Annotated in this window: 11 protein-coding genes and 2 pseudogenes; 5 read left to right on the plus strand and 8 right to left on the minus strand. The window is 71.0% G+C overall.

The genetic code is table 11. From position 1 onward, the window contains the following. Positions 1 to 140: 140 nt before the first annotated feature. Positions 141 to 377, minus strand: coding sequence for a hypothetical protein (locus UA74_RS28455; protein ID WP_075742936.1), 237 nt, complete (start codon positions 375 to 377; stop codon positions 141 to 143). Between the two features lie 186 nt (positions 378 to 563). Here UA74_RS28455 and UA74_RS28460 point away from each other — a divergent pair, with 186 nt between their 5' ends. Then, positions 564 to 2,759: an ABC transporter ATP-binding protein gene (locus UA74_RS28460; protein ID WP_232237528.1), complete on the plus strand. Its 2,196-nt coding sequence runs from the start codon at positions 564 to 566 to the stop codon at positions 2,757 to 2,759. Next, the gene (locus UA74_RS28465) at positions 2,756 to 4,621 is read left to right on the plus strand and encodes an ABC transporter ATP-binding protein (protein WP_075742938.1); all 1,866 of its coding nucleotides are present in this window, start codon (positions 2,756 to 2,758) and stop codon (positions 4,619 to 4,621) included. Before UA74_RS28460 ends, UA74_RS28465 begins: the two co-directional genes overlap by 4 nt. Positions 4,622 to 5,080: 459 nt before the next feature. On the opposite strand, the gene UA74_RS28470 is transcribed toward UA74_RS28465, so the two are convergent. Then, the gene (locus UA74_RS28470; RefSeq protein WP_075742939.1) at positions 5,081 to 5,701 is read right to left on the minus strand and encodes a DUF2537 domain-containing protein; all 621 of its coding nucleotides are present in this window, start codon (positions 5,699 to 5,701) and stop codon (positions 5,081 to 5,083) included. 166 nt (positions 5,702 to 5,867) lie between these two features. Continuing rightward, positions 5,868 to 6,699: pseudogene (locus UA74_RS28475) on the minus strand (TrmH family RNA methyltransferase). 186 nt (positions 6,700 to 6,885) lie between these two features. Here UA74_RS28475 and UA74_RS28480 point away from each other — a divergent pair. Next, the gene (locus UA74_RS28480) at positions 6,886 to 8,382 is read left to right on the plus strand and encodes a glutamate--cysteine ligase (RefSeq protein WP_075744340.1); all 1,497 of its coding nucleotides are present in this window, start codon (positions 6,886 to 6,888) and stop codon (positions 8,380 to 8,382) included. Positions 8,383 to 9,099: 717 nt separating this feature from the next. Here the strand turns inward: UA74_RS28480 and UA74_RS28485 are convergent. From UA74_RS28485 to UA74_RS28495, 3 genes and pseudogenes are all read right to left on the minus strand, one after another. Further along, a pseudogene (locus tag UA74_RS28485) lies at positions 9,100 to 10,404 on the minus strand (MFS transporter); the annotation flags it as partial. 55 nt (positions 10,405 to 10,459) lie between these two features. Then, complete coding sequence (locus UA74_RS28490; RefSeq protein WP_075742940.1) at positions 10,460 to 10,888, minus strand: MarR family winged helix-turn-helix transcriptional regulator; 429 nt, start codon at positions 10,886 to 10,888, stop codon at positions 10,460 to 10,462. A 180-nt stretch (positions 10,889 to 11,068) separates the two neighbouring features. Then, positions 11,069 to 12,643, minus strand: a complete 1,575-nt coding sequence (locus tag UA74_RS28495; protein WP_083684180.1) for an NCS2 family permease — start codon at positions 12,641 to 12,643, stop codon at positions 11,069 to 11,071. Positions 12,644 to 12,912: 269 nt separating this feature from the next. Between UA74_RS28495 and UA74_RS31265 the strand changes: the two genes are divergently transcribed. After that, the gene (locus tag UA74_RS31265; RefSeq protein WP_232237529.1) at positions 12,913 to 13,206 is read left to right on the plus strand and encodes a DUF2530 domain-containing protein; all 294 of its coding nucleotides are present in this window, start codon (positions 12,913 to 12,915) and stop codon (positions 13,204 to 13,206) included. A 231-nt stretch (positions 13,207 to 13,437) separates the two neighbouring features. On the opposite strand, the gene UA74_RS28505 is transcribed toward UA74_RS31265, so the two are convergent. Together UA74_RS28505 and UA74_RS28510 are read right to left on the minus strand one after the other, a co-directional pair. Continuing rightward, entirely contained in the window at positions 13,438 to 16,542 is a 3,105-nt protein-coding gene (locus UA74_RS28505; protein ID WP_198042871.1) for a sacsin N-terminal ATP-binding-like domain-containing protein, read from the minus strand. After that, positions 16,539 to 17,918, minus strand: coding sequence for a DUF3027 domain-containing protein (locus UA74_RS28510; protein ID WP_083684181.1), 1,380 nt, complete (start codon positions 17,916 to 17,918; stop codon positions 16,539 to 16,541). Before UA74_RS28510 ends, UA74_RS28505 begins: the two co-directional genes overlap by 4 nt. 102 nt (positions 17,919 to 18,020) lie before the next feature. On the opposite strand from UA74_RS28510, the gene UA74_RS28515 reads away from it, so the two are divergent. Then, positions 18,021 to 18,833, plus strand: coding sequence for a glutaminyl-peptide cyclotransferase (locus UA74_RS28515; protein WP_083684182.1), 813 nt, complete (start codon positions 18,021 to 18,023; stop codon positions 18,831 to 18,833). The last annotated feature ends 60 nt before the right edge of the window (positions 18,834 to 18,893 follow it).

The raw sequence follows: 18,893 nt of genomic DNA on the forward strand, positions 1-18,893 counted from the left end.
CGGAGGCCTCGAGTGCGGAGGTCACGCGGCAGCCGCCCAGGGCAGGCCGATCAACCGGGGAACGCTCAGCGCCTGCTCTCGAACACGAGACCCGCCGACCGGCACGACGCCGTCGGACGCGGGTGTCGGGACCCGGACGTCTACAGGCGGTAGGCCTCGTCCAACAGGTTCAGATCCCAGCCCTCCTGCTCGCACCAGTCCTCGGCACCCGCTCTGGACAGCTCGGCCGTCACGGCGGGCAGGATCGCACCGAGCCGAATCCAGCCGTCCGCCGCGAGGACGTAGCCGACGCCGTCGACCGAGACCAGCAGTCGTCCCACCGGGAAGGCCATGCTGGACGGGGTACGGAGGAAGGTCACCGAACGTCGGTCGGTCATGGTCTCGGATCATGCCCGCAGGACGGGAGCGCGGCATCTCCTCACCTGCGAACCGATCGGCAGGCACGGGCCGTCGACCGCCCTCGTCCCTGCCGTCCGATCCACCGTGCCGGGTGAGAAATCAGGATGCTTCGGCGCGACCCTGTCCGTAACGTCAACTCGGCTATGGGTACCGACCTTCCCCACGTGGGTTCTCGTGTCAGTCCGGAAGCTCAGCCAGCTGAACCGAGCACCGACGCCGTCCGCACCGTGTTCCGTGCCGACGACGGTCCCGTCGACGCATCCGGTGACCAGAACGCAGGCAGCCTGCCGCGCGGACTCGACGCAACCGCAGCCGGGGACACGACGAGACGTCGATCCGCCGTCCGCAGTCTTCTTCGGCTGCTGCCGTACGTTCGGCCGGTTCGGCTCCCGCTGATCGCGGCGGGCATCAGTGCCCTGCTGGCCACGCTGGCCGGACTGGCGATACCCCTGGTCGTCCAACGGATCATTGACGGGCCGATCGCGGAGTCGGACCGGTCGGGGCTGCTGTGGATGGTGGGGCTGGTCGTGCTGCTCGGCTGCGCCGAGGCCGTCCTGATCTTCCTTCGTCGCAGGCTGATCTCGGGTCCGACGACCGGTATCGAGGCGACGATGCGGCATGACCTCTACCACCATCTCCAACGCCTGCCCGCGTCGTTCCATGATCAATGGTCCTCCGGCCAGCTCCTGTCCAGGGCCATCAACGACCTGGCGCAGGTGCGGCGGTTCCTCGCCTTCATCGCGATCTTCCTGGTGGTCAATACCATCACGATCATCGTGGGACTCGGCGTCCTGTTCTACCTGGCGCCCTTCTTCGGGATCGTCCTGCTGGTGGCGGGCATTCCGGTCGCCGTGCTGTGCGCCCGCTACGAGGCGCAGTACAGCGTCAGCTCACGACGCTCCCAGGATCAGACCGGCGACCTGGCCACCACCATCGAGGAGTCGGTGCTAGGCGTCCGGGTGCTCAAGGCGTTCGGCCGGGGCAGGCACCTCGGCAGGAAGTTCGCCGAACAGGCTCGGGCGCTGCGGACGACCGAGATGCGCAAGGTCGGCATCATGGGCAGGTTGTGGCTCGTGGTGATCGCGCTGCCCGAGACGGGAATCGCGGTCATGATCGCTCTCGGCGGTCTCGCCGTCGCGGACGGATCGCTGACGCTCGGGGCGCTGGTCGCGGGCATCACCACGGCCACCGTCCTGCGGTGGCCGATCGAGTCGATGGGCTGGCTGCTCACCGAGACGAGCCAGACCGCCACCGCCTCGGACCGCTACTGGGAGGTCCGGGACGCCGTCCGCACCGTCGACGAGCCCTCCCGTCCCGTCGCACTGCCCGCCGACGCACGTGGCGAGCTCCGCTTCGAGAACGTCAGTTTCGCCTACGCGGCCGAGGCCGCAGGGCCCGGCCGGTCCGCCCCGGACGGCCACGACGGCGCGGCGAGGACGAGGCAGACCGCCGCGCCGACGACCGTGCTGCGCGACGTCGACCTCGTGGTCCGTCCCGGCGAGACACTGGCGCTGGTCGGCACCACCGGCTCTGGCAAGACGACGCTGACCGCACTGCCCTCCCGGCTCTACGACGTGACCGGCGGCCGGGTCACGCTCGACGGCGTGGACGTGCGTGACCTGCCGTTGGAGCTGCTGCGCACCCGGGTGGCCACCGCCTTCGAGGACCCGGTGCTGTTCTCGATGAGTGTCCGGGAGAACGTCGCATTGGGTGCTCCGCAGGCGAGCGACGAGGACATCGTGGCGGCGCTGCGAGTGGCGCACGCACTCGAGTTCGTCGGGGCCCTGCCGTGGGGTCTGGACACCAGGATCGGCGAGGAGGGCCTGTCGCTCTCCGGCGGTCAGCGGCAACGACTGGCGCTGGCCCGTGCCGTGGTGGGCAGACCGTCGGTGCTGGTGATGGACGATCCGCTCTCCGCATTGGACGTGCACACCGAGGCAGAGGTCGAGGCCGCGCTCCGACAGGTGCTGCGAGACGTGACGGCGCTGGTCGTCGCGCACCGACCGAGCACGGTGGCCCTGGCCGACCGGGTGGCGCTGCTCGTCGACGGCCGGATCGGGGCGGTGGGCACTCATCAGGAGCTGCTCGCCACCAGTGCCGAGTACCGCAGGATGCTGTCCACGCTCGATGAGGAGGTCGTCGCGGCGACGGCCACCGATCCCGCGCCTGCTGCGGACGTCGACAGCCTGAACGCCGGTCGAGGTGCCTGCCCCGACGAGACGTCCCCGGCCGACGCCGTGGAGTCCGAGGCGGCAAGTCCGCAGGAGATCGTCCGCGCCGAGACGCACCGGCCGACCGATGGGCGCGATCGGGTACGCAGCGGGCAGGCCCCGACGAACGAGGAGATGCAGGCGCGATGACCGGCTCGACCGAACAGGGCCGTCCGGACGACCCGGCGGACGACCGGACGGACGCGGCATGGCGCGGCGTCGCAGCCGAGGACCAGGACGAGCTGAGCAGGAACACGAACCTGCTGCTGGCCGCCAGGTCTCGCAGGCTGCTCGGCTCGCTGGTCCGCCCGGTCCGAGGCCGGGTGGTGGCCGCCCTGGTTCTGGTGACGCTCAGCAGCCTCAGCTACCTGGCGGGCCCGCTGTTGGTGGCGGGCGCCATCGACCGAGGCGTCCCGGCCGCACTGGACGGCGACCCCGTCCCGGTTCTGCTGTTCGCGGCGGGCTATGCGGTGACCAACCTGTTGACCGGCCTCTTCCAGCTCGGCTTCGCGCTGGTGTCCGGCCGGGCGAGCCAGGACCTGCTGCTCGACCTGCGGCAGCGGATCTTCCGGCACGGCCAGCTCCTGTCCGTCTCCTTCCACGAGAAGTACACCTCCGGTCGGCTGATCTCCCGGATGACCAGCGACCTCGACTCGATGAAGGAGCTGCTGGAGGAGGGCCTGGACAGCCTGTTCACCTCATTGCTGAGCATGGTGGGCATCGCGGTGCTGCTGATCTGGCTGGACGCGCCGCTCGCGCTGCTCACCCTGGCCGCGACGGTGCCGCTCGCCATCGTGGCTCGCTGGTTCCAGCGCCGGTCGCGCCGCTCGTACCGGCTGACCAGGTCCTCGGTGGCCAAGGTGATCGTGCAGTACGTCGAGACGATGAACGGCATCCGGGCCGTGCAGGCCTACCGTCGGGAACGTCGCAACGACGCGATCATCGACGAGTTCAACCAGGAGTTCCGCGACGCGAACCGACGCGCGCTCAACGTGCTCGCCGTCTTCACCGGACTCGTGAAGTGGATCGCGCACCTGAGCATCGCCTCGGTGCTCGTGGTCGGCGGCTGGGCGGTGGCGACCGGGAGTCTGGAACTGGGCATCCTGACGGCGTTCCTGCTCTACATGCGCCGGTACTACGACCCGATGGACCGGTTGGCGATGTTCCTCAACTCCTACATCTCCGCCACGGCGGCGCTGGAGAAGATCTCCGGAGTGCTGGAGGAGGCTCCCTCGGTCCCCGAGCCTGCCGAGCCGAAGAAGCTGCCCGAGTCGCGGGGGCGGCTGCGTTTCGACCAGGTGGAGTTCCGCTACAGCGCCGACCTGCCCACGGTGTTGCAGCCGCTCGACCTGGACGTCGCGGCGGGGCAGACCGTGGCGCTGGTCGGGACGACCGGGGCGGGCAAGTCCACGGTGGCCAAGCTCGTCGCCCGGTTCTACGACCCGAGCGCGGGCTCGGTGCGGCTGGACGGGGTGGATCTCCGGGAGCTGGCCGAGGCCGACCTCCGACGCTCGGTGGCGATGGTCACCCAGGAGTCCTTCCTGTTCTCGGGCTCGGTGGCCGAGAACATCGCGCTGGGCAGGCCCGGTGCCACCCGTGCCGAGATCGAGCACGCCGCCGCCACGGTGGGGGCGCACGAGTTCATCGCGGCCCTGCCCGACGGCTACGACACCGACGTTCGCAAGCGGGGCGGCAGGCTCTCGGCAGGCCAGCGCCAGCTGGTCTCCTTCGCTCGCGCCTTCCTCGCCGACCCCCGGGTCCTGGTGCTCGACGAGGCCACCTCCAGCCTCGACCTGCCCACCGAGCGCGCGGTGCAGCACGCGCTGGAGACGGTGCTCGCGGGCCGGACAGCGCTGATCATCGCCCACCGACTGTCGACGGTGCTGATCGCCGACCGGGTGCTGGTGGTGGACGCCGGCCGGGTCGTGGAGGACGGGGCGCCCGAGGAGCTCATCGCGGCCGGGGGTCGGTTCGCGGGTCTGCACCGTGCCTGGCAGGACTCGCTGGTCTGATCTCGATCAACCCGATCAGCCGACCGGTGCCTGCGACGGGGCGCGGACACCGGGTCGATTCGACAAGGCGGTTCAACACGGCGAGTCGACACGGCGGGCCTCGACGGCGATCGGCGGCCGCCGCGCGCCCCGCCCGGCGGTGCCAACCGCCGCGGCCGGCGTCGGGTGTCGAGCCGGACGACGACCCGACGGCCACGGGCGGACGCGCGGCGCAGCGGCAGTCGCCTGTCTGCTTCATGCCGGACCTGCCTGCCCGCCTGCCCGCCTGCCTGCCCGATGATCAGCGGTCCGGCGGGTCCGCCCCGTCCGTCGCTCCGCCCGTCCGCCCCGATCGCTCCGCACCGAGGCGGCGGTGCTCGACGTGGGCAGGCCTGCTGCCGTCGTCCACCGCAGGCGAGTGCCCCGGCCTGCGACGACGGCGGCCCGGCTCCACGGCCTGATCCGCCGTCGCCGCCATGTTCAGCCGAGGGCCGCAAGAGCGGCGATGAGCAGACCCGTCCAGGACAACAGCACACCGGCCGCCGCGCCGTAGACGATCCAGCGCCAGACCGGCGTCCGGCGCAGCAGCCACATCGCGGGCACCAGTCCGCCGACGACCACGAGGTTCACCCCGGCCGCGAACAACGCGGCGGTCTCCGCCCAGCCCACCGAGACGGTCGTCAGCGTGATGGTCACGATGATCGCGACGACTGCGCTCACCGTGAGCCCGGTGGCCCAGGGCGTCGACTCGCCGCAGGCAGACCGTCCTCTGGCCTGCCGGGCGAGGGAGTCGGCACGCTTGTCCGGGGGCCTGATCCGCACCTGAACCTCCCGGATCGGATCGAGATAGACGACATCGCTGTCCGTGACCGTGGCGAGCAGCCCGGCGAGACGTCTGCCGCGATCGGAGACCGCCGATCCGAGCGTGCCCTCCGCCGCCTCGGTGTCGGCGACGCTCTCGGCGACCGCAGCCCACTCGGTCAGCGCGGCACGCAGACCTGGGGGCAGTGCACTGAGATCGGGCGGGCAGCGCTCCTCCTCGCCTGCCGAGGCAGGCCTGCGGCTCAGTACCGGACGTCCGGTTCGAACCCGCAGCTCCACGACGACCGTCCCCTTCCTGGGCGGCGTTCCCTCTTGCTCTCACGGTGACAGCCCGGCGACGCCGGGACCACCCGGCGCGCTCCTCACGACCACGACGCGTGGTGCTGACGCGGCCGTCGTCTTCTCGACGATGACCGCGAGGTGCGCGCAGGCGGCGACGGCCGCGTCAGCGGCTGCGATACTCGGCAGGCTCGGGGAACACACCGAGATGGTGGAAGGCGATGGCCGCTGCCGTGGCCACGTTGAGCGAGTCGACGCCGACCGCCATCGGGATGCGCACCCGCAGGTCGGCCCAGTCCATCGCCTCGGCGGTGAGCCCCGGCCCCTCCGAGCCCAACAGCACCGCGCCCTGTCCGCTGGCCAGCTCGAAGTGGGAGAGCGGAAGGGCGGAGGCGTCCGGCGTCAGCGCCGCGACGCGGAAACCCGCCTCCCGCAGCGCACCGAGGCCGTCCGGCCAGGGACGCAGCTCGGCGAACGGCACTCGCAGGACATGGCCCATCGACACCCGGACGCTGCGGCGGTAAAGCGGATCGGCACAGCCGCCGCCGAGAAGCACGCCGTCGATCCCGAGGGCGGCGGCGTTGCGGAAGAGCGCGCCGAGGTTCTCGTGATCGCCGATCCCCTCCAGCACCGCGAGCGTTCTCGCCGTGCTCAGCAGTTCCTCCGCGCTGGGCCGCGGCGCCCGATCGGCCACCGCCAGCACTCCCCGGTTGAGATGGAAGCCCACGATGCTCGCCATGACCTCGGCCGAGGTCACGAAGGCGGGGATGTCGAGATCCGCCAGGATCCGGCATCAGATCGGCGACGCGACGTTCCACGCCCAGCAGCGCCCGTACCGGATATCCGGACTCCAGCAGTCTGCGGACGACCACGGTGCCCTCCGCGATCACCAGACCTCGGCCGCCGGGGCGGTCGGGTCGTCGATCAGCGGCGGAGAGATCGCGGAAGTCGTCCACCTCCGCGTCGTCGGGGTCTGAGATCAGGGTCCAGTGCGCCACACAGGCAGTCTCGCATCGACGGACGTCGGCGGTGGCGAAAGGCACTTTCCCGCGCAGATCCCATGACCTGCCTCGTGTACGCAGCGTTAAACACTTGTGACACCGGGCACCGTTTTGGCCGCTGCCCTGGTGGTTACTCCCTGTGTCACGGTGAGCATCCGCTACCGCGCCCAGCAGGGAGGCACCATGGGGAATGATCCGGCCGCCCGGTCGTTCAGTCCCGAAGACCGCCAACGATTCAGAGACAAGGTGCAGCGCTGTCTGGACGCGCTGGCGAGGATGCTCGCGGAGAGGAGCTTTTCGCCGGAGCGAGAGCACATCGGGCTGGAGATCGAGCTGAATCTGATCGATGGACAGGGCGTGCCCGCGATGGCCAACGCCGAGGTGCTGAATCAGATCGACGATCCCTCGTTTCAGACGGAGCTCGGCCAGCACAACATCGAGATCAACGTCCGACCGCACCCGCTGCGCGGCGACGAGGCGCTTCTCCTCGAGGACGAACTGCGCGCGTCACTGGACAGCGCGGAGGTTCGGGCGCGGACCGTCGGCACCGGCCTGGTGATGATCGGGATTCTGCCGACGTTACGCGGCGAGCACTTCGATCCGCACTGGCTGTCGGAGAACGATCGGTACGCGGTACTCAACCACGAGATCTTCTCCTCGCGCGGCGAGGAGATCATGCTGAACATCGAGGGGGTGTCGCTGTCGGGGCAGGAGCAGGAACGGCTCCACAGCTATGCCGACTCGATCCTCCCGGAGTCGGCGTGCACCTCCGTCCAGCTTCATCTCCAGGTCACTCCCGAGGACTTCGCCGATCACTGGAACGCAGCACAGTGCCTGGCAGGCGTCCAGGTCGCCACGGCGGCGAACTCGCCGTTCCTGCTCGATCGGGCGCTCTGGCATGAGACCCGCGTCCCGCTGTTCCAGCAGGCCACCGACACTCGCCCCCAGGAACTGAAGAATCAGGGCGTCCGGCCGAGGGTCTGGTTCGGCGAACGCTGGGTCACGTCGATCTTCGACCTGTTCGAGGAGAACGCCCGGTACTTCCCCGCGTTGATGCCCGAGACCGACGACGAAGACCCCCTGGCGGCCCTGCGGGCGGGGCGCGCTCCCCGGCTCTCGGAGCTGCGGCTGCACAACGGCACGGTGTGGCGCTGGAACCGGCCGGTATACGACGTCGTGGACGGGCAGCCGCACCTGCGGGTGGAGAACCGCGTGCTCCCCGCAGGCCCCACGGTGATCGACACCATGGCGAACGCGGCGTTCTTCTACGGCGCGCAACGTGCGCTGGCGGATCAGGAGCGTCCGCTGTGGAGTCAGATGTCCTTCCACGCAGCCGAGGAGAACCTGTACTCCGGGGCGCGACACGGGATGGACGCTCAGCTCTTCTGGCCTGGTCAGGGCTGGACGCCGCCGCACGAGCTCGTGCTGCGCACCCTGCTGCCCATGGCACACGACGGACTCGCCCGGTGCGGAGTGTCCGACGCGGCGCGCGAGCGCTACCTCGCCGTCATCGAGCAGCGCTGCCTCACCCGACAGACCGGGTCGAGCTGGCAGCGCAGCAGGGTCGCGACCTTCGAGGAGCGGGGTGCGAACCGGCGGGAGGCCCTGCTGGCCATGCTGCGGGAGTACGTCGAGCTGATGCACCACGGTGATCCGGTGCACACCTGGCCGACGGATTGAGCGCTTTCGTCGTCTCGACCGGATCGTCGAGGTGTTGGAGATGATTCGGCCCCGACACCGCCGAAGCGGTGCCGGGGCCGAATCGGTTCCCGAACTGACTGCCGCTCCCACCACGAAGCGAACTAGGATTAGGTTAGCCTAAGTTTCCTTCCCTGCAAAGGGGTCCCGCACGTTCCGTCGACGTTCGTCTTCGTCCCCGGTCTCCGAGCCCGCCGGACTCGCCAGCGCAAGGCCGGCCGGGTGCGGGTCTAGAGCAGCTGCGGCAGGGCCGTCCGCATCGCGGTCGGCGTCGTCGTCTCGGGCTCCAGCAGCCTCGGTCCCGGCGCACTCGGCCCCGACAGACCCGGCCGCAGCGCACTCGCCCGCAGCAGACTCGGCCGCATCGGCACGGACCGCACCAGACTCGGCCGCGTCGGACCGGGCCGCGGCGATGCAGTCGGTCTTGGCGGAGCCGGGCAGTGCCTCAGCAGGCACGGACAACTCCGGGACCGCGACCTCGGGCATCGCGACGTCGGGAACCGGCGCCCGCTCGGCGACCTCGCCACCCGGCGCGGTCGCCTCGGTCGCCCGCGCCGACGCCACGTCCCCCGCGTCCGACGTCGTCGCACCGTCCGCCTGCCGCGCCCGATCCGACGCGACGTCGGCGGCCGTCGGCAGCCCGCCGTCGGCACCGGCCCGCCGCCTGCTCAGCACGGTGCGCAGCCGCACGCCGGTCACCCTGGCCAGGACCACGCCGCCCGCCACCGAGGCCAGCAGCGAGATCACCCCGCCCACGATGATCGGTGACGGGACGGTGACCCGTTCGGCCAGCCAGCCGGACAGGGTGCTGCCCAACGGCATCCCGCCGAGCAGCACGAGCATGTACAGCCCCATGACCCGACCGCGCATCGTCGGCTCCACCGTGAGCTGGACGGTGGCATTCGCCGACAGGTTGAAGGTCATGAAGGTGATGCCGACCGGAATCAGCAGCAGGCCGAAGGACCAGAACTCCGGCATCAGCCCCACCACCACCGACAGCAGGCCGAAGGCCGCGCCCGCGGTCAGCAGCAGCCGGAGCCTCGGCCTGCCGTTCCTGCTCCGCCGAGCGGCCAGTGCGGCCCCGCTCAGCGTCCCGACGGCCATCAGCATCGAGAGCTGCCCCAGGCCTTCCGGCCCGGTCTGGAAGAAGTTGTTCGCCATGACCGGCAGCGTCGTGTTGTAGTTCATACCGAACGTGCTGACCAGGAAGACCAGGGCCATCAACACCGTCAGGTCGGGTCTGCTGCGCACGTATCGCAGTCCCTCGCGGAGCTGCCCTCTGCCTCGGGGCACCGGCGGCGATCGGTGCAGTTTCGCGGTGTCCATCAGCAGCAGGACGAGGATCACCGCCCCGACACTGGCGGCATTGGCCACGAACAGCCAGCCGGTGCCGATCGCCGCGATCACGTAACCGGCGACACCGGGTCCGATGATCCGCGCGGTGTTGAAGGTCATCGAGTTCAGGGCGACGGCGTTGGCCACCTGCTCACGCCCGACCATCTCCATGACGAACGACTGCCGGGCAGGCGTCTCCACGGCGGTGATGCAGCCGAGGAGGAGACAGAACAGGTACACGTGCCACAGCACGACCACGCCGGTGAGATCCAGGAGGCCGAGGCCGAGCGCACAGAGGCCCACCCCGGTCTGCACCACGAGCAGGATCTTGCGTTTGTCTAGGCGGTCGGCCAGCACGCCTGCCCACAGCGTGAGCGCCAGGGTGGGCAGGAACTGCAGCGCGATGGCGAAGCCCAACGCCACCGGGCTGTCGCCGGACAGCTTGAGCACCAGCCAGTCCTGGGCGATGCGCTGCATCCAGGTGCCGATCAACGAGATGATCTGCCCGCTGGCGTAGAGCCGGTAGTTGCGCACCCGCAGGGAGGCGAACATGCCCGCCTTCCTCGGCGGCCGCACTCGGCGACCGGGCGGCGGCAGGGTCGGATTCGCCTCGGCGGGGTGGGGTCCGTTCGCGGGCTTGCCGGCGTCGTCGGATGCGTACGCCGGCATGACTCAGCGCGCTTCTTTCGCGTCTCGCGGTGCGGCGCTCGGGCAGGTCATCCGATCAGCTCCCCGCCACTCGCTCGATGATCTCCGCCGCGCGAGACAGCACCACGCGCTCGGAGTCGTCGAGTTCGGCCAGCTTCCGCTCCAGCCACCGTTCCCGCGCGCTCACCTCGGCCTTGATGTAGCCCTTGCCCGAAGGGGTCATCTCGACGATCGCCTGCCTGCCGTCGGTCGGATGCGGGCGCCTGCTGACGAATCCGGCGTCCTCCAGCGCGCTGATCACGCGGGTCATCGACGGCGGCTGCACGTTCTCCTTGGCGGCCAGCTCCCCAGGAGTCAGCGGCCCGCACTTGTGCAGGCAGGAGAGCGCGGAGAGCTGAGTGAGCGTCGCCGAGGAGTCAGCACGCTGGGCCCGAAGCCTGCGGTTGAGCCGCACCACCGCCACGCGGAGTCTGCTGGCAAGACCGGAGTCGTCAAAATCCGACACCTCGTTAGCCTACCTCACTATCTGGGGCGCTCAGCACGTCGCGAGCTCCGTCTCAAGCGATCCTTGCTCATGTCTCGAGGATCCGTCGGAGTGACCGCCCCCACACAACCGGGCAGGCGGCCCCACGGCGAGCCGACGACTGCGAGCTCCGGCCTCGGCTGCCCGGGACCGGGAGCTCCCTCAGGAGGCGAACAGCTCCTGAATCGGGCCGACCGCGAAGTAGAGGACGAAGGCGCCCGCGACCACCCAGAGCAGCGGATGGATGCCGCGTGCCTTCCCGGTCGCCGCGCGCAGCAGCACGTAGCTGACGAAGCCCGCGCCGATGCCGTTGGCGATCGAGTAGGTGAACGGCATCACCACGATGGTCAGGAATGCGGGCAGGGCGAGGGTGAAGTCGGTGAAGTCGATGTGCCGAACCTGACCAATCATCAACGCACCCACCACCACCAGCGCCGGAGCCGCCGCCTCGATCGGCACGACCTGGTAGAGCGGGGTGAGGAACATCGCGGCCAGGAAGAGCACGCCGGTCACCACGTTCGCCAGGCCGGTACGGGCGCCCTCGGCGATGCCCGCCGCCGACTCGACGAACACCGTGTTCGACGAGGCCGAGGCCGCGCCGCCCGCCACCGCGCCGACGCCCTCCACGAACAGCGCCTTGCCGACGCCGGGGAGTTGGTCGTTCTTGTCGATGAGGCCCGCCTCCTTGCCCAGGCCGGTGAAGGTGCCCATCGCATCGAAGAAGTTCGCCAGGAGAAGAGTGAAGACCAGCAGGCAGACCGTGATGATCGGGAGCCGGACGAAGGCGCCGAGCGAGAAGTCGCCGACCAGCGACAGATCGGGCAGCGAGAAGACGTCCGAGGGCAGTGACGGGTAGCTCAGGCTCCAACCGGTCGCGTTGTCCGGCCCGCCCCGCCCCGCGTCCACCAGCGGTTCGATCGCGATCGACAGCACGGAGGCGGCGGCGACGCCGATCAGGATCGCGCCCCGCACCTTCCTCGCGACCAGGATGCCGGTGAGCAGCAGGCCGAAGACGAAGACGGCGGTGGGCCAGGAGGCCACCGAGCCGTCGATCCCCAGGCCCACCGGGACGGTGGTGCCTGCCGCGTCGGGCAGCCTGCGCACGAAGCCTGCGTCCACCAGGCCGATGAAGCAGATGAACGCGCCGATGCCTGCCGCGATCGCCGCCTTCAACGGCGGCGGCACCGCGTTGAAGACCGCCGTGCGGAAGCCGGTCGCCACCAGGATGAGGATCAGCACCCCGTTGACGACGACCAGACCCATCGCCTCCGCCCAGGTCACCTGCGGGACGATCGTCACGGCCACCAGCGTGTTGATGCCCAGCCCGGCGGCGAAGCCGAACGGATAGTTGGCGATCAGCCCGAAGAGCAGGGTCATCACGCCCGCGACCAGTGCGGTCACCGCCGCCACCTGCGGCACGGTGAGGATGCCGCCCAGGACGTCGGTCTTGGCACTGGGATCGTCGGCGGCGAAGCTGCCCAGGATCAGCGGGTTGAGCACGATGATGTAGGCCATCGTGACGAAGGTGACCAGCCCGCCGCGAACCTCCCGGCCCACCGAAGAGCCCCGCTCGGAGATCTTGAAGAACCGATCCAGCACCGAGCCGCGACCTCGGGCGTTCGCCGGGTCGCCGGAGGCGGCGGCCTGCGTCTCGGCGGCGCCCGCCCCTGACGACCCCGCAGGCGTGGCGGACTGCTCCGCCGAGCCCTCTGGCCGATCCTCCTGCGCCGAAGCCATCTGCACTCCTTGGTCCTGACCTGCCCTGCGGCAGCGACGATCCTGCTCTGCGGCAGCGACGATGCAACCGACGAGACGGTACGGGCTCGGCGTGACCGGTCTGCATCGCCCTGGCCATGCTCGGCGCCACACGAAGGAGACCCGCCTCACTCGCTGATCAGCCTCGACGCTCGCACAGGCACCCGCTCCGCACCCGGGCGGTTCCGCCGAACGGGGCGGGTCGAGCGACAACGCCCGGACCCGACGTCGAAGGGCGTAACCTGCACCTCGTGCCAGAACCGACCGAAATCGAACCTCCCCCAGCCCCCCGGCAGTGGAAGACTCCGCCACCACTGAACCCCCGGCTCGCCGAGCCGGACCCGGTGGTCCTGGTCGGGACCGGCATGTGGGGCCTCGCCAGCGTCGTGCTGCTGCTGGTGAACCTGATGACGGACTTCGACGTCTCGATCTGGCTCTGGACCGGCCTGGCGGGCACCGTGCTCGGCCTGCTCGGCTACGGCGTCCTCCGGTGGCAGCGCGCCGCCGCCCGCAGCGGCTCCCGCTCGGCGCAGACCGGGGTCTGACTCTCCTCTCGGGTCCGCATCCCGCCGCACGGCCCGCTTCACCCGCGACGACCTCCGGGTCACCGCGACCGGAACGGCCGCTGCACACAGACCCTGCCGACATATCGGCGCCGAATCCGCCGCGTGTCCAGCCGCACCCGAGGCGATTCGAGAACGCCCCGACACCTTCGGGATCTTCCCAGACACCGCAGCTGAGCAAGCCGGTGCGCCCCGCCCGCCTAGGGGGACGGATCAGCCCAACAGGCCGACGGCGGTGGACTCGATGAGCAGCGCGGCGATGAGGTGCCGCTGCGACCAGCGATCCAGCCGCCAGGCCAGCGCGCGAGCCAGTCCCTCATGGGTGTCGGCCGCATGCACGCCGCCGTCCTCGTCGACCCACCACGGCACCTGATGCTCGACGTCACGGGATCGCACCGGCAGCTTCTCGTGCAGCCACAGCACACCGTCCGGGACGCGGACGCCCATCAGGTCGACCACGCGGGCGATGCCGTCGTGGGCCGCCCAGTCGATCGGACGGCCTGGCTCGGCGACGCGACCCGCCCACTCGTCCGAGGCGAACGGCAGGTCCAGCAGTTCGGCCAACTCCACCGCGCCGCCCGGCTCCGCCCCAGCCCTGAGGCTGCCGAGATCACCCGGCGCGACCTGGCTCCCGGCGCCCTGCTGCCGGGGCCCGCCTTCGTCGTCGGCGAACGGGTCCGGCTCGGCGACGGCGACACAGCTCGCGGGATCGCCGACGGCCAGCAGCCACGGCTCGTCGAGCACCACGACGTCCTCGGCGGCGGCCACCGCGCCGGTCAGCGTGCGCAGCGAGTCCGGCGGATCGATCCGCGCCGCGTCGATCAGCCCGGCGGCGACCGCATCGGCCAGCGCCCGATGGACGCGCAGGGCGGTCCCGGCCGAGACCGAGAGTTCCGAGTCGGCCAGCCGAGCGAGCAGCTCCACCGCATCCGCGTTCCCGGTGATCAGCAACTCGGTGCGGACACCGGCCGCCACCAACAGTTCCTCGTCGGTCTCGGCGAGTACGGCCTCGGGAACCGGGTCGTAGAGCCCCGCGAGTTCACCAGCGCTCGGCAGCCGCCACTGCCTGGGCGGACGTCCGGCAAGCGACGCGTAGCGGGCCAGCCACCAAGCGGTGTAGCCGGGTGCACGCACCGCCCGCCAGGTGGCGGGCTCCGCGCGCAGCAGCCGCAGCGCGGCGGGCCAGGCATGGGCGGCGACGAGGTCGAGATCGCGCACCGCGATCAGTTCGGCAGGCGGCTCCGCATCGCCGTCGACGTCGGCCCACCAGAGTTCCTCGTCGGCCAGGTCGTGATCGGGTCCGTCGGGTGACTCGACCGTCAGCACGCTGAAACCGCTGATCACGCCGACGCGACGCAGCACGTCCACCGGGATGCGGTCGGCGACCGACGCGGCGAGCACGCCCAGCCCGGCGTCCTCGTCGAGCACCGAGGCCAGCGGGGCGTCGGGCAGCATCAACTCGTCGGCGGCCCGCAGCTCACCGGTCGTCGCGGGCAGGGGCAGCGATGCGAGCCAGGGCCTCGGGCCGTCCCCCGCCCTCGCGACCAGCCCAAGCACCAGGTCGACGAGCGCGGTGACCTCGCCGCCCGCCTCGGCCTCGTCGAGTCCGATGAGCACGGCCTGTCGCACCGGATCGGAGTCCAGCAGATCCACCGGGCCCGCTCGCACGGCGCCGAGCGTCTCCAGCAGGGGATGCACCGCGTCGGGGTGCGCGATCCGGAGGCCCGTCACGTCGACCACCGTCGTCTCGGTGAGCGCGGCCAGCTCCGGGTCGGGCAGCAGCACGTCTCGAGGCCCGGTGACCGTGCGACCGTCCACCAGCGGCACAGGCAGCGCGCCCAACTCGTCGCGGCGGGTCGCGGGCCCCTCGGCGATCGGGACCAGCGCGGTGTAGAGCCGCCGCCACCACCGGGGTTCGCGTCGCAGGCCGGACAGCTCCGCGACGACCTCGGCAGGCCCGAGTCGGCGCACGCCCAGCGCAGACAGCACCGCCGTGTGCCGAGCCTCGCCGAGGCCTGCGGACAACAGTCCGGGGATCACCTCGGCGAGCAGTTCGATCAGCTCGGGCGTGCCGTCCTCGATCACCACGGCTCGGCGGGCGGTCACCTCGGCGCCGGTCGCGGCGGGCAGCCAGGCCGCCTCGCGCAGGGCGGGCAGCAGTCGATCTCGCAGCACCTCGTCCAGCTCGGAACGGGGGAAGCCCGGTGCGGGCACCACGGCGATCCGACGATCGGGCGCCAGCGCGGCGGGCAGCTCGGCATAGGTCTGTGCGGCGCGGTCCAGGACCGCGTCGAGCGCGGTGCCCGGCCGGACCCGCCTGCGGTCGGCTTCGAGCGGGACCGTGGCCAGCAGGCGTGCGGGCAGCGAGAGCAGGTCGTCGGTGGGGGTCGGCGCGTGCAGTCGATCGGCGGCCTGGGGTTCCGGCGTCCCGTCGGCATCCACCGGCAGTGCCCAGCAGACCGACCAGCGACGACGTCGCCGGGCCTCCGCCCCGGACTCGCCGAGCTCGTCCTCGGTCAACACTCCGTCGGAGCGTCTGCACAGCCAGTGCCGAGGCCCGGCGGGCCCGTGCACCGTCACGCGTCCGTCAGCGTGATCCTCGCGCCGCCACGACCGGTCCTCGATCTCGATCCTGACCAGTCCCGGCAGAGCCAACAGCAGGTCGGCGGCCTGCTCGGCACAGGCCGAGAGCACGGCCGCGCCGTCGACCTCGGCGCGCAGGGGAAGGCGCACCTCGGTCTCGAAACCCGCGGGCGGCGGCTCCGCCGACTCGACCGGCCAGACCAGGCGCAGCACCGGGACGGTGTGGTCCCGCTCGGCGGACTCGGCTGCCAGTGCGGGTTCGCCCGCGACGATCGCGCCGGTCCGGGCGGCGGAGAAGACCACCGATCCGGTGGACGAGATCACGGCGGGCTCTTCGCTGACCGCGAGCACGGCGGCGAAGCCGACACCGAAGCGCCCGACGCTCGTCTCGCCGCGCTTCGCGGAGGCCCGCAACGCGCTCAGCGCAGCCACCCCGTCTGCGGTGAGCGGCGTGCCGGTGTTGGCGGCCCGCAGCTCGGTGACTCCGTCGGCGCTGATCAGGGCGAGACGCAGCGTCCCGCCGATGCCCGCCTCGACCGCAGCGTCCGCCGCATTCTGCGCGAGCTCGACCAGCAGCCGATCCCGATAGCCGCCGAAGCGCAGGTCGTCCTCGCTGTTGGCGTCCTCCCGAAACCGGGTCGGCGAGCTGCGCCAGGCGAGCAGGACGGACTCGCGCAGTCGCGCCGTGTCGAAGGGATCGACCACCGGCTCCTGCGCCGGAGCTGCCTCCGTCACGTGGTCGCGCCACCGTCGTCGGTGGACTGCGGATCGCTCGTCGCCTGCCCCGCACCCTGTTCGACCGCGCCCGCCTTCTCGGCCTTCCCGGCCTTACGGGACTTCCGGGGCTTCGCTGTCTTCTCGGTCTTCGCTGCCTTGTCCTGCTCTGCCTCGTCGACCTTCCCGGTCTCCTCGGCCGGTTCGGCAGCCGAGGACCGGCCACGACGGGACCGGACTCGTCGGGGCCGTGCCGCGTCCCGCTGGGTGGGGGCGGCCGCTTCGCCCGTCTCGCCCGCCTGCGGCGCGGTGGCGGCCGCATCGGCGGAGGCGGTCGAGTCGGAGGCGGTGACGCCTGCCGCAGCCGAGTCGGCGGGACCGGAGTCCTGGACCTGGGGCCGAGCCTCGGCCTCGTCGACACGCGCGCTGTGCGACGGCTCGGTGACGACCGTGGACGCCTCGGCCCCTGTGTGCGCATCGACCTCGGTCGATGCGACGTCCGCCGCGACGGCATCGGCCGACTCGTCGGCGGCGCCGCCCTCGACGGCGGCCTGCGTGGCGTCGGAGTCACCGGAGTCAAGAGTCCGGACCGCACCCACCGGGATGAGCTCGACGCCCGCGTCGTCGAAGACGACCTCGGCGACCGGGACCGGCGAGGCGTTGTCCACCTCGGCGTCGGAATGCGCACCACAGCCGTACTCCGCGTGGACGATGCGGCCGTCGGCGGGTGCCATCTCGTTTCCGCACGCGCCGAAGGCCGCCCGCAGCGAACCGGCGAGTGGAAGGTAGAAACCGCAGGTCCCGCAGTGTGCGGGCGCGCTGCGGGCCATCTGTGCCTCTGGACCGAAGTCACTCTGGAACCAGCGTCGCGCCGTCTCCACCCTGCCATGTCGACCGAGGAGCCTGCGCCTGCCGAGGCCCAGCTCGCTGGCCACCTCCTCGACCGCGGGATCGTCGCTGGCCAGGTAGCCCGGTACCAGCCTCGGGTCGTCGGGAGCCGAGGGCAGCAGATCGCCGACTCCCAGGTCACCGGCCCGGACCCGCTGGTCCCATGGCAGCCACTCCGGCGCCACGAGTGCGTCCGGCCCCGGCAGCAGCACCACCTCGCTGACCGTCACCGGGGTGCCGGGGCCCGCGAAGGCGACCGTGACCGCCCACCGCCAGCCGACGTATCCGGCGTTGGTGGCGACGAACTGGTGGGTGGCAGAGGAGTCGTCCTCCGCCTGGATGCCGACGTGCTCGCCGACCCTCTCCTCACCTGCCTCCGACTGGGCCGCTGCCCTGGCCTGCTCGACTGCCTCGGCCAGAGCGGGGGCGGGCAGACGGGCAGACGTCGCATCCACGCCGACCTGACCGGAGGGGGGTTCCGGCACGAACCTCGGGGTGCTGGGAGACATCACCCCTCCGATTGTGCCGGACGTCTTCTGCTCGGCTTCGTCCCGTGCCACGCTGTCGGAGTGGGCCTGCATAGATCCGCCTTGTCGAAGACCGTCGTGATGATGCTCTGCGGCCTGCTGGTCGGCGGCTGCGGTGCGTTTCCGGAGGCACCAGCACAGGATGATCGACAGTCCGAGAGCGATCATGCCGATCAGGACGCTGCGCACTCGGGCAGGGTGCCACAGCGCTACGACGTCGAGGTCCTCGAAACCCGTCCGCACGATCGCACGGCCTTCACCCAGGGCTTCGAGATCGCGGACGACATCCTCTACGAGGGCACCGGACTGGTCGGGCAGTCGTCGCTGCGTGCGACCGACCCGATCACCGGCGAGGTGTTGAACCAGGAGGATCTGCCCAGCCCGCTCTTCGGCGAGGGAATCACCGTCGTCGACGATCGGATCTGGCAGTTGACCTGGCAGAACAACATCGCATTGTTACGTGATCGCGACACGCTGGCCGAGATCGATCGATTCGAGTACCCCGGCGAGGGTTGGGGTCTCTGCCACGACGGCACCAGACTGGTGATGAGCGACGGCACCGATCAGCTCCAGTTCCGTGACCCGGAGAGCTTCGAGCTGCTCGGCTCGGTTCGGGTGCTCCAGGAGGGCGAGCCGCGCCATCAGCTCAACGAGCTGGAATGCGTCGGCGGCGAGGTGTGGTCCAACGTCTGGTTCAGCGACGACATCCTCCGGATCGACCCGGAGTCCGGCGAGGTGACCGGCGTGGTCGACGCCACCGGTCTTCTTCCCTCCGACCAGCAGCCGGGTGCCGACGTGCTCAACGGCATCGCCGCGATCCCGGACACCGACGAGTTCCTGTTGACGGGCAAACGCTGGCCGAGCACCTTCCGGGTCCGATTCGTTCCCGCAGAGTGATCGCGCCTGCGGCACGCGAGGGACGCGATGATCGACCGCAGGCGGCACGGTCGCGGACGA

Source organism: Actinoalloteichus fjordicus, assembly GCF_001941625.1.
Lineage (GTDB): Bacteria > Actinomycetota > Actinomycetes > Mycobacteriales > Pseudonocardiaceae > Actinoalloteichus_A > Actinoalloteichus_A fjordicus.

What these genes read in the sequence shown, in the direction of transcription:
- UA74_RS28455 (WP_075742936.1), bottom strand. Translation starts at nt 377, where the DNA reads ATGACCGACCGACGTTCGGTGACCTTCCTCCGTACCCCGTCCAGCATG.
- UA74_RS28465 (WP_075742938.1), top strand. Translation starts at nt 2,756, where the DNA reads ATGACCGGCTCGACCGAACAGGGCCGTCCGGACGACCCGGCGGACGAC.
- UA74_RS28480 (WP_075744340.1), top strand. Translation starts at nt 6,886, where the DNA reads ATGGGGAATGATCCGGCCGCCCGGTCGTTCAGTCCCGAAGACCGCCAA.
- UA74_RS28495 (WP_083684180.1), bottom strand. Translation starts at nt 12,643, where the DNA reads ATGGCTTCGGCGCAGGAGGATCGGCCAGAGGGCTCGGCGGAGCAGTCC.
- UA74_RS28510 (WP_083684181.1), bottom strand. Translation starts at nt 17,918, where the DNA reads ATGTCTCCCAGCACCCCGAGGTTCGTGCCGGAACCCCCCTCCGGTCAG.
- UA74_RS28515 (WP_083684182.1), top strand. Translation starts at nt 18,021, where the DNA reads ATGCTCTGCGGCCTGCTGGTCGGCGGCTGCGGTGCGTTTCCGGAGGCA.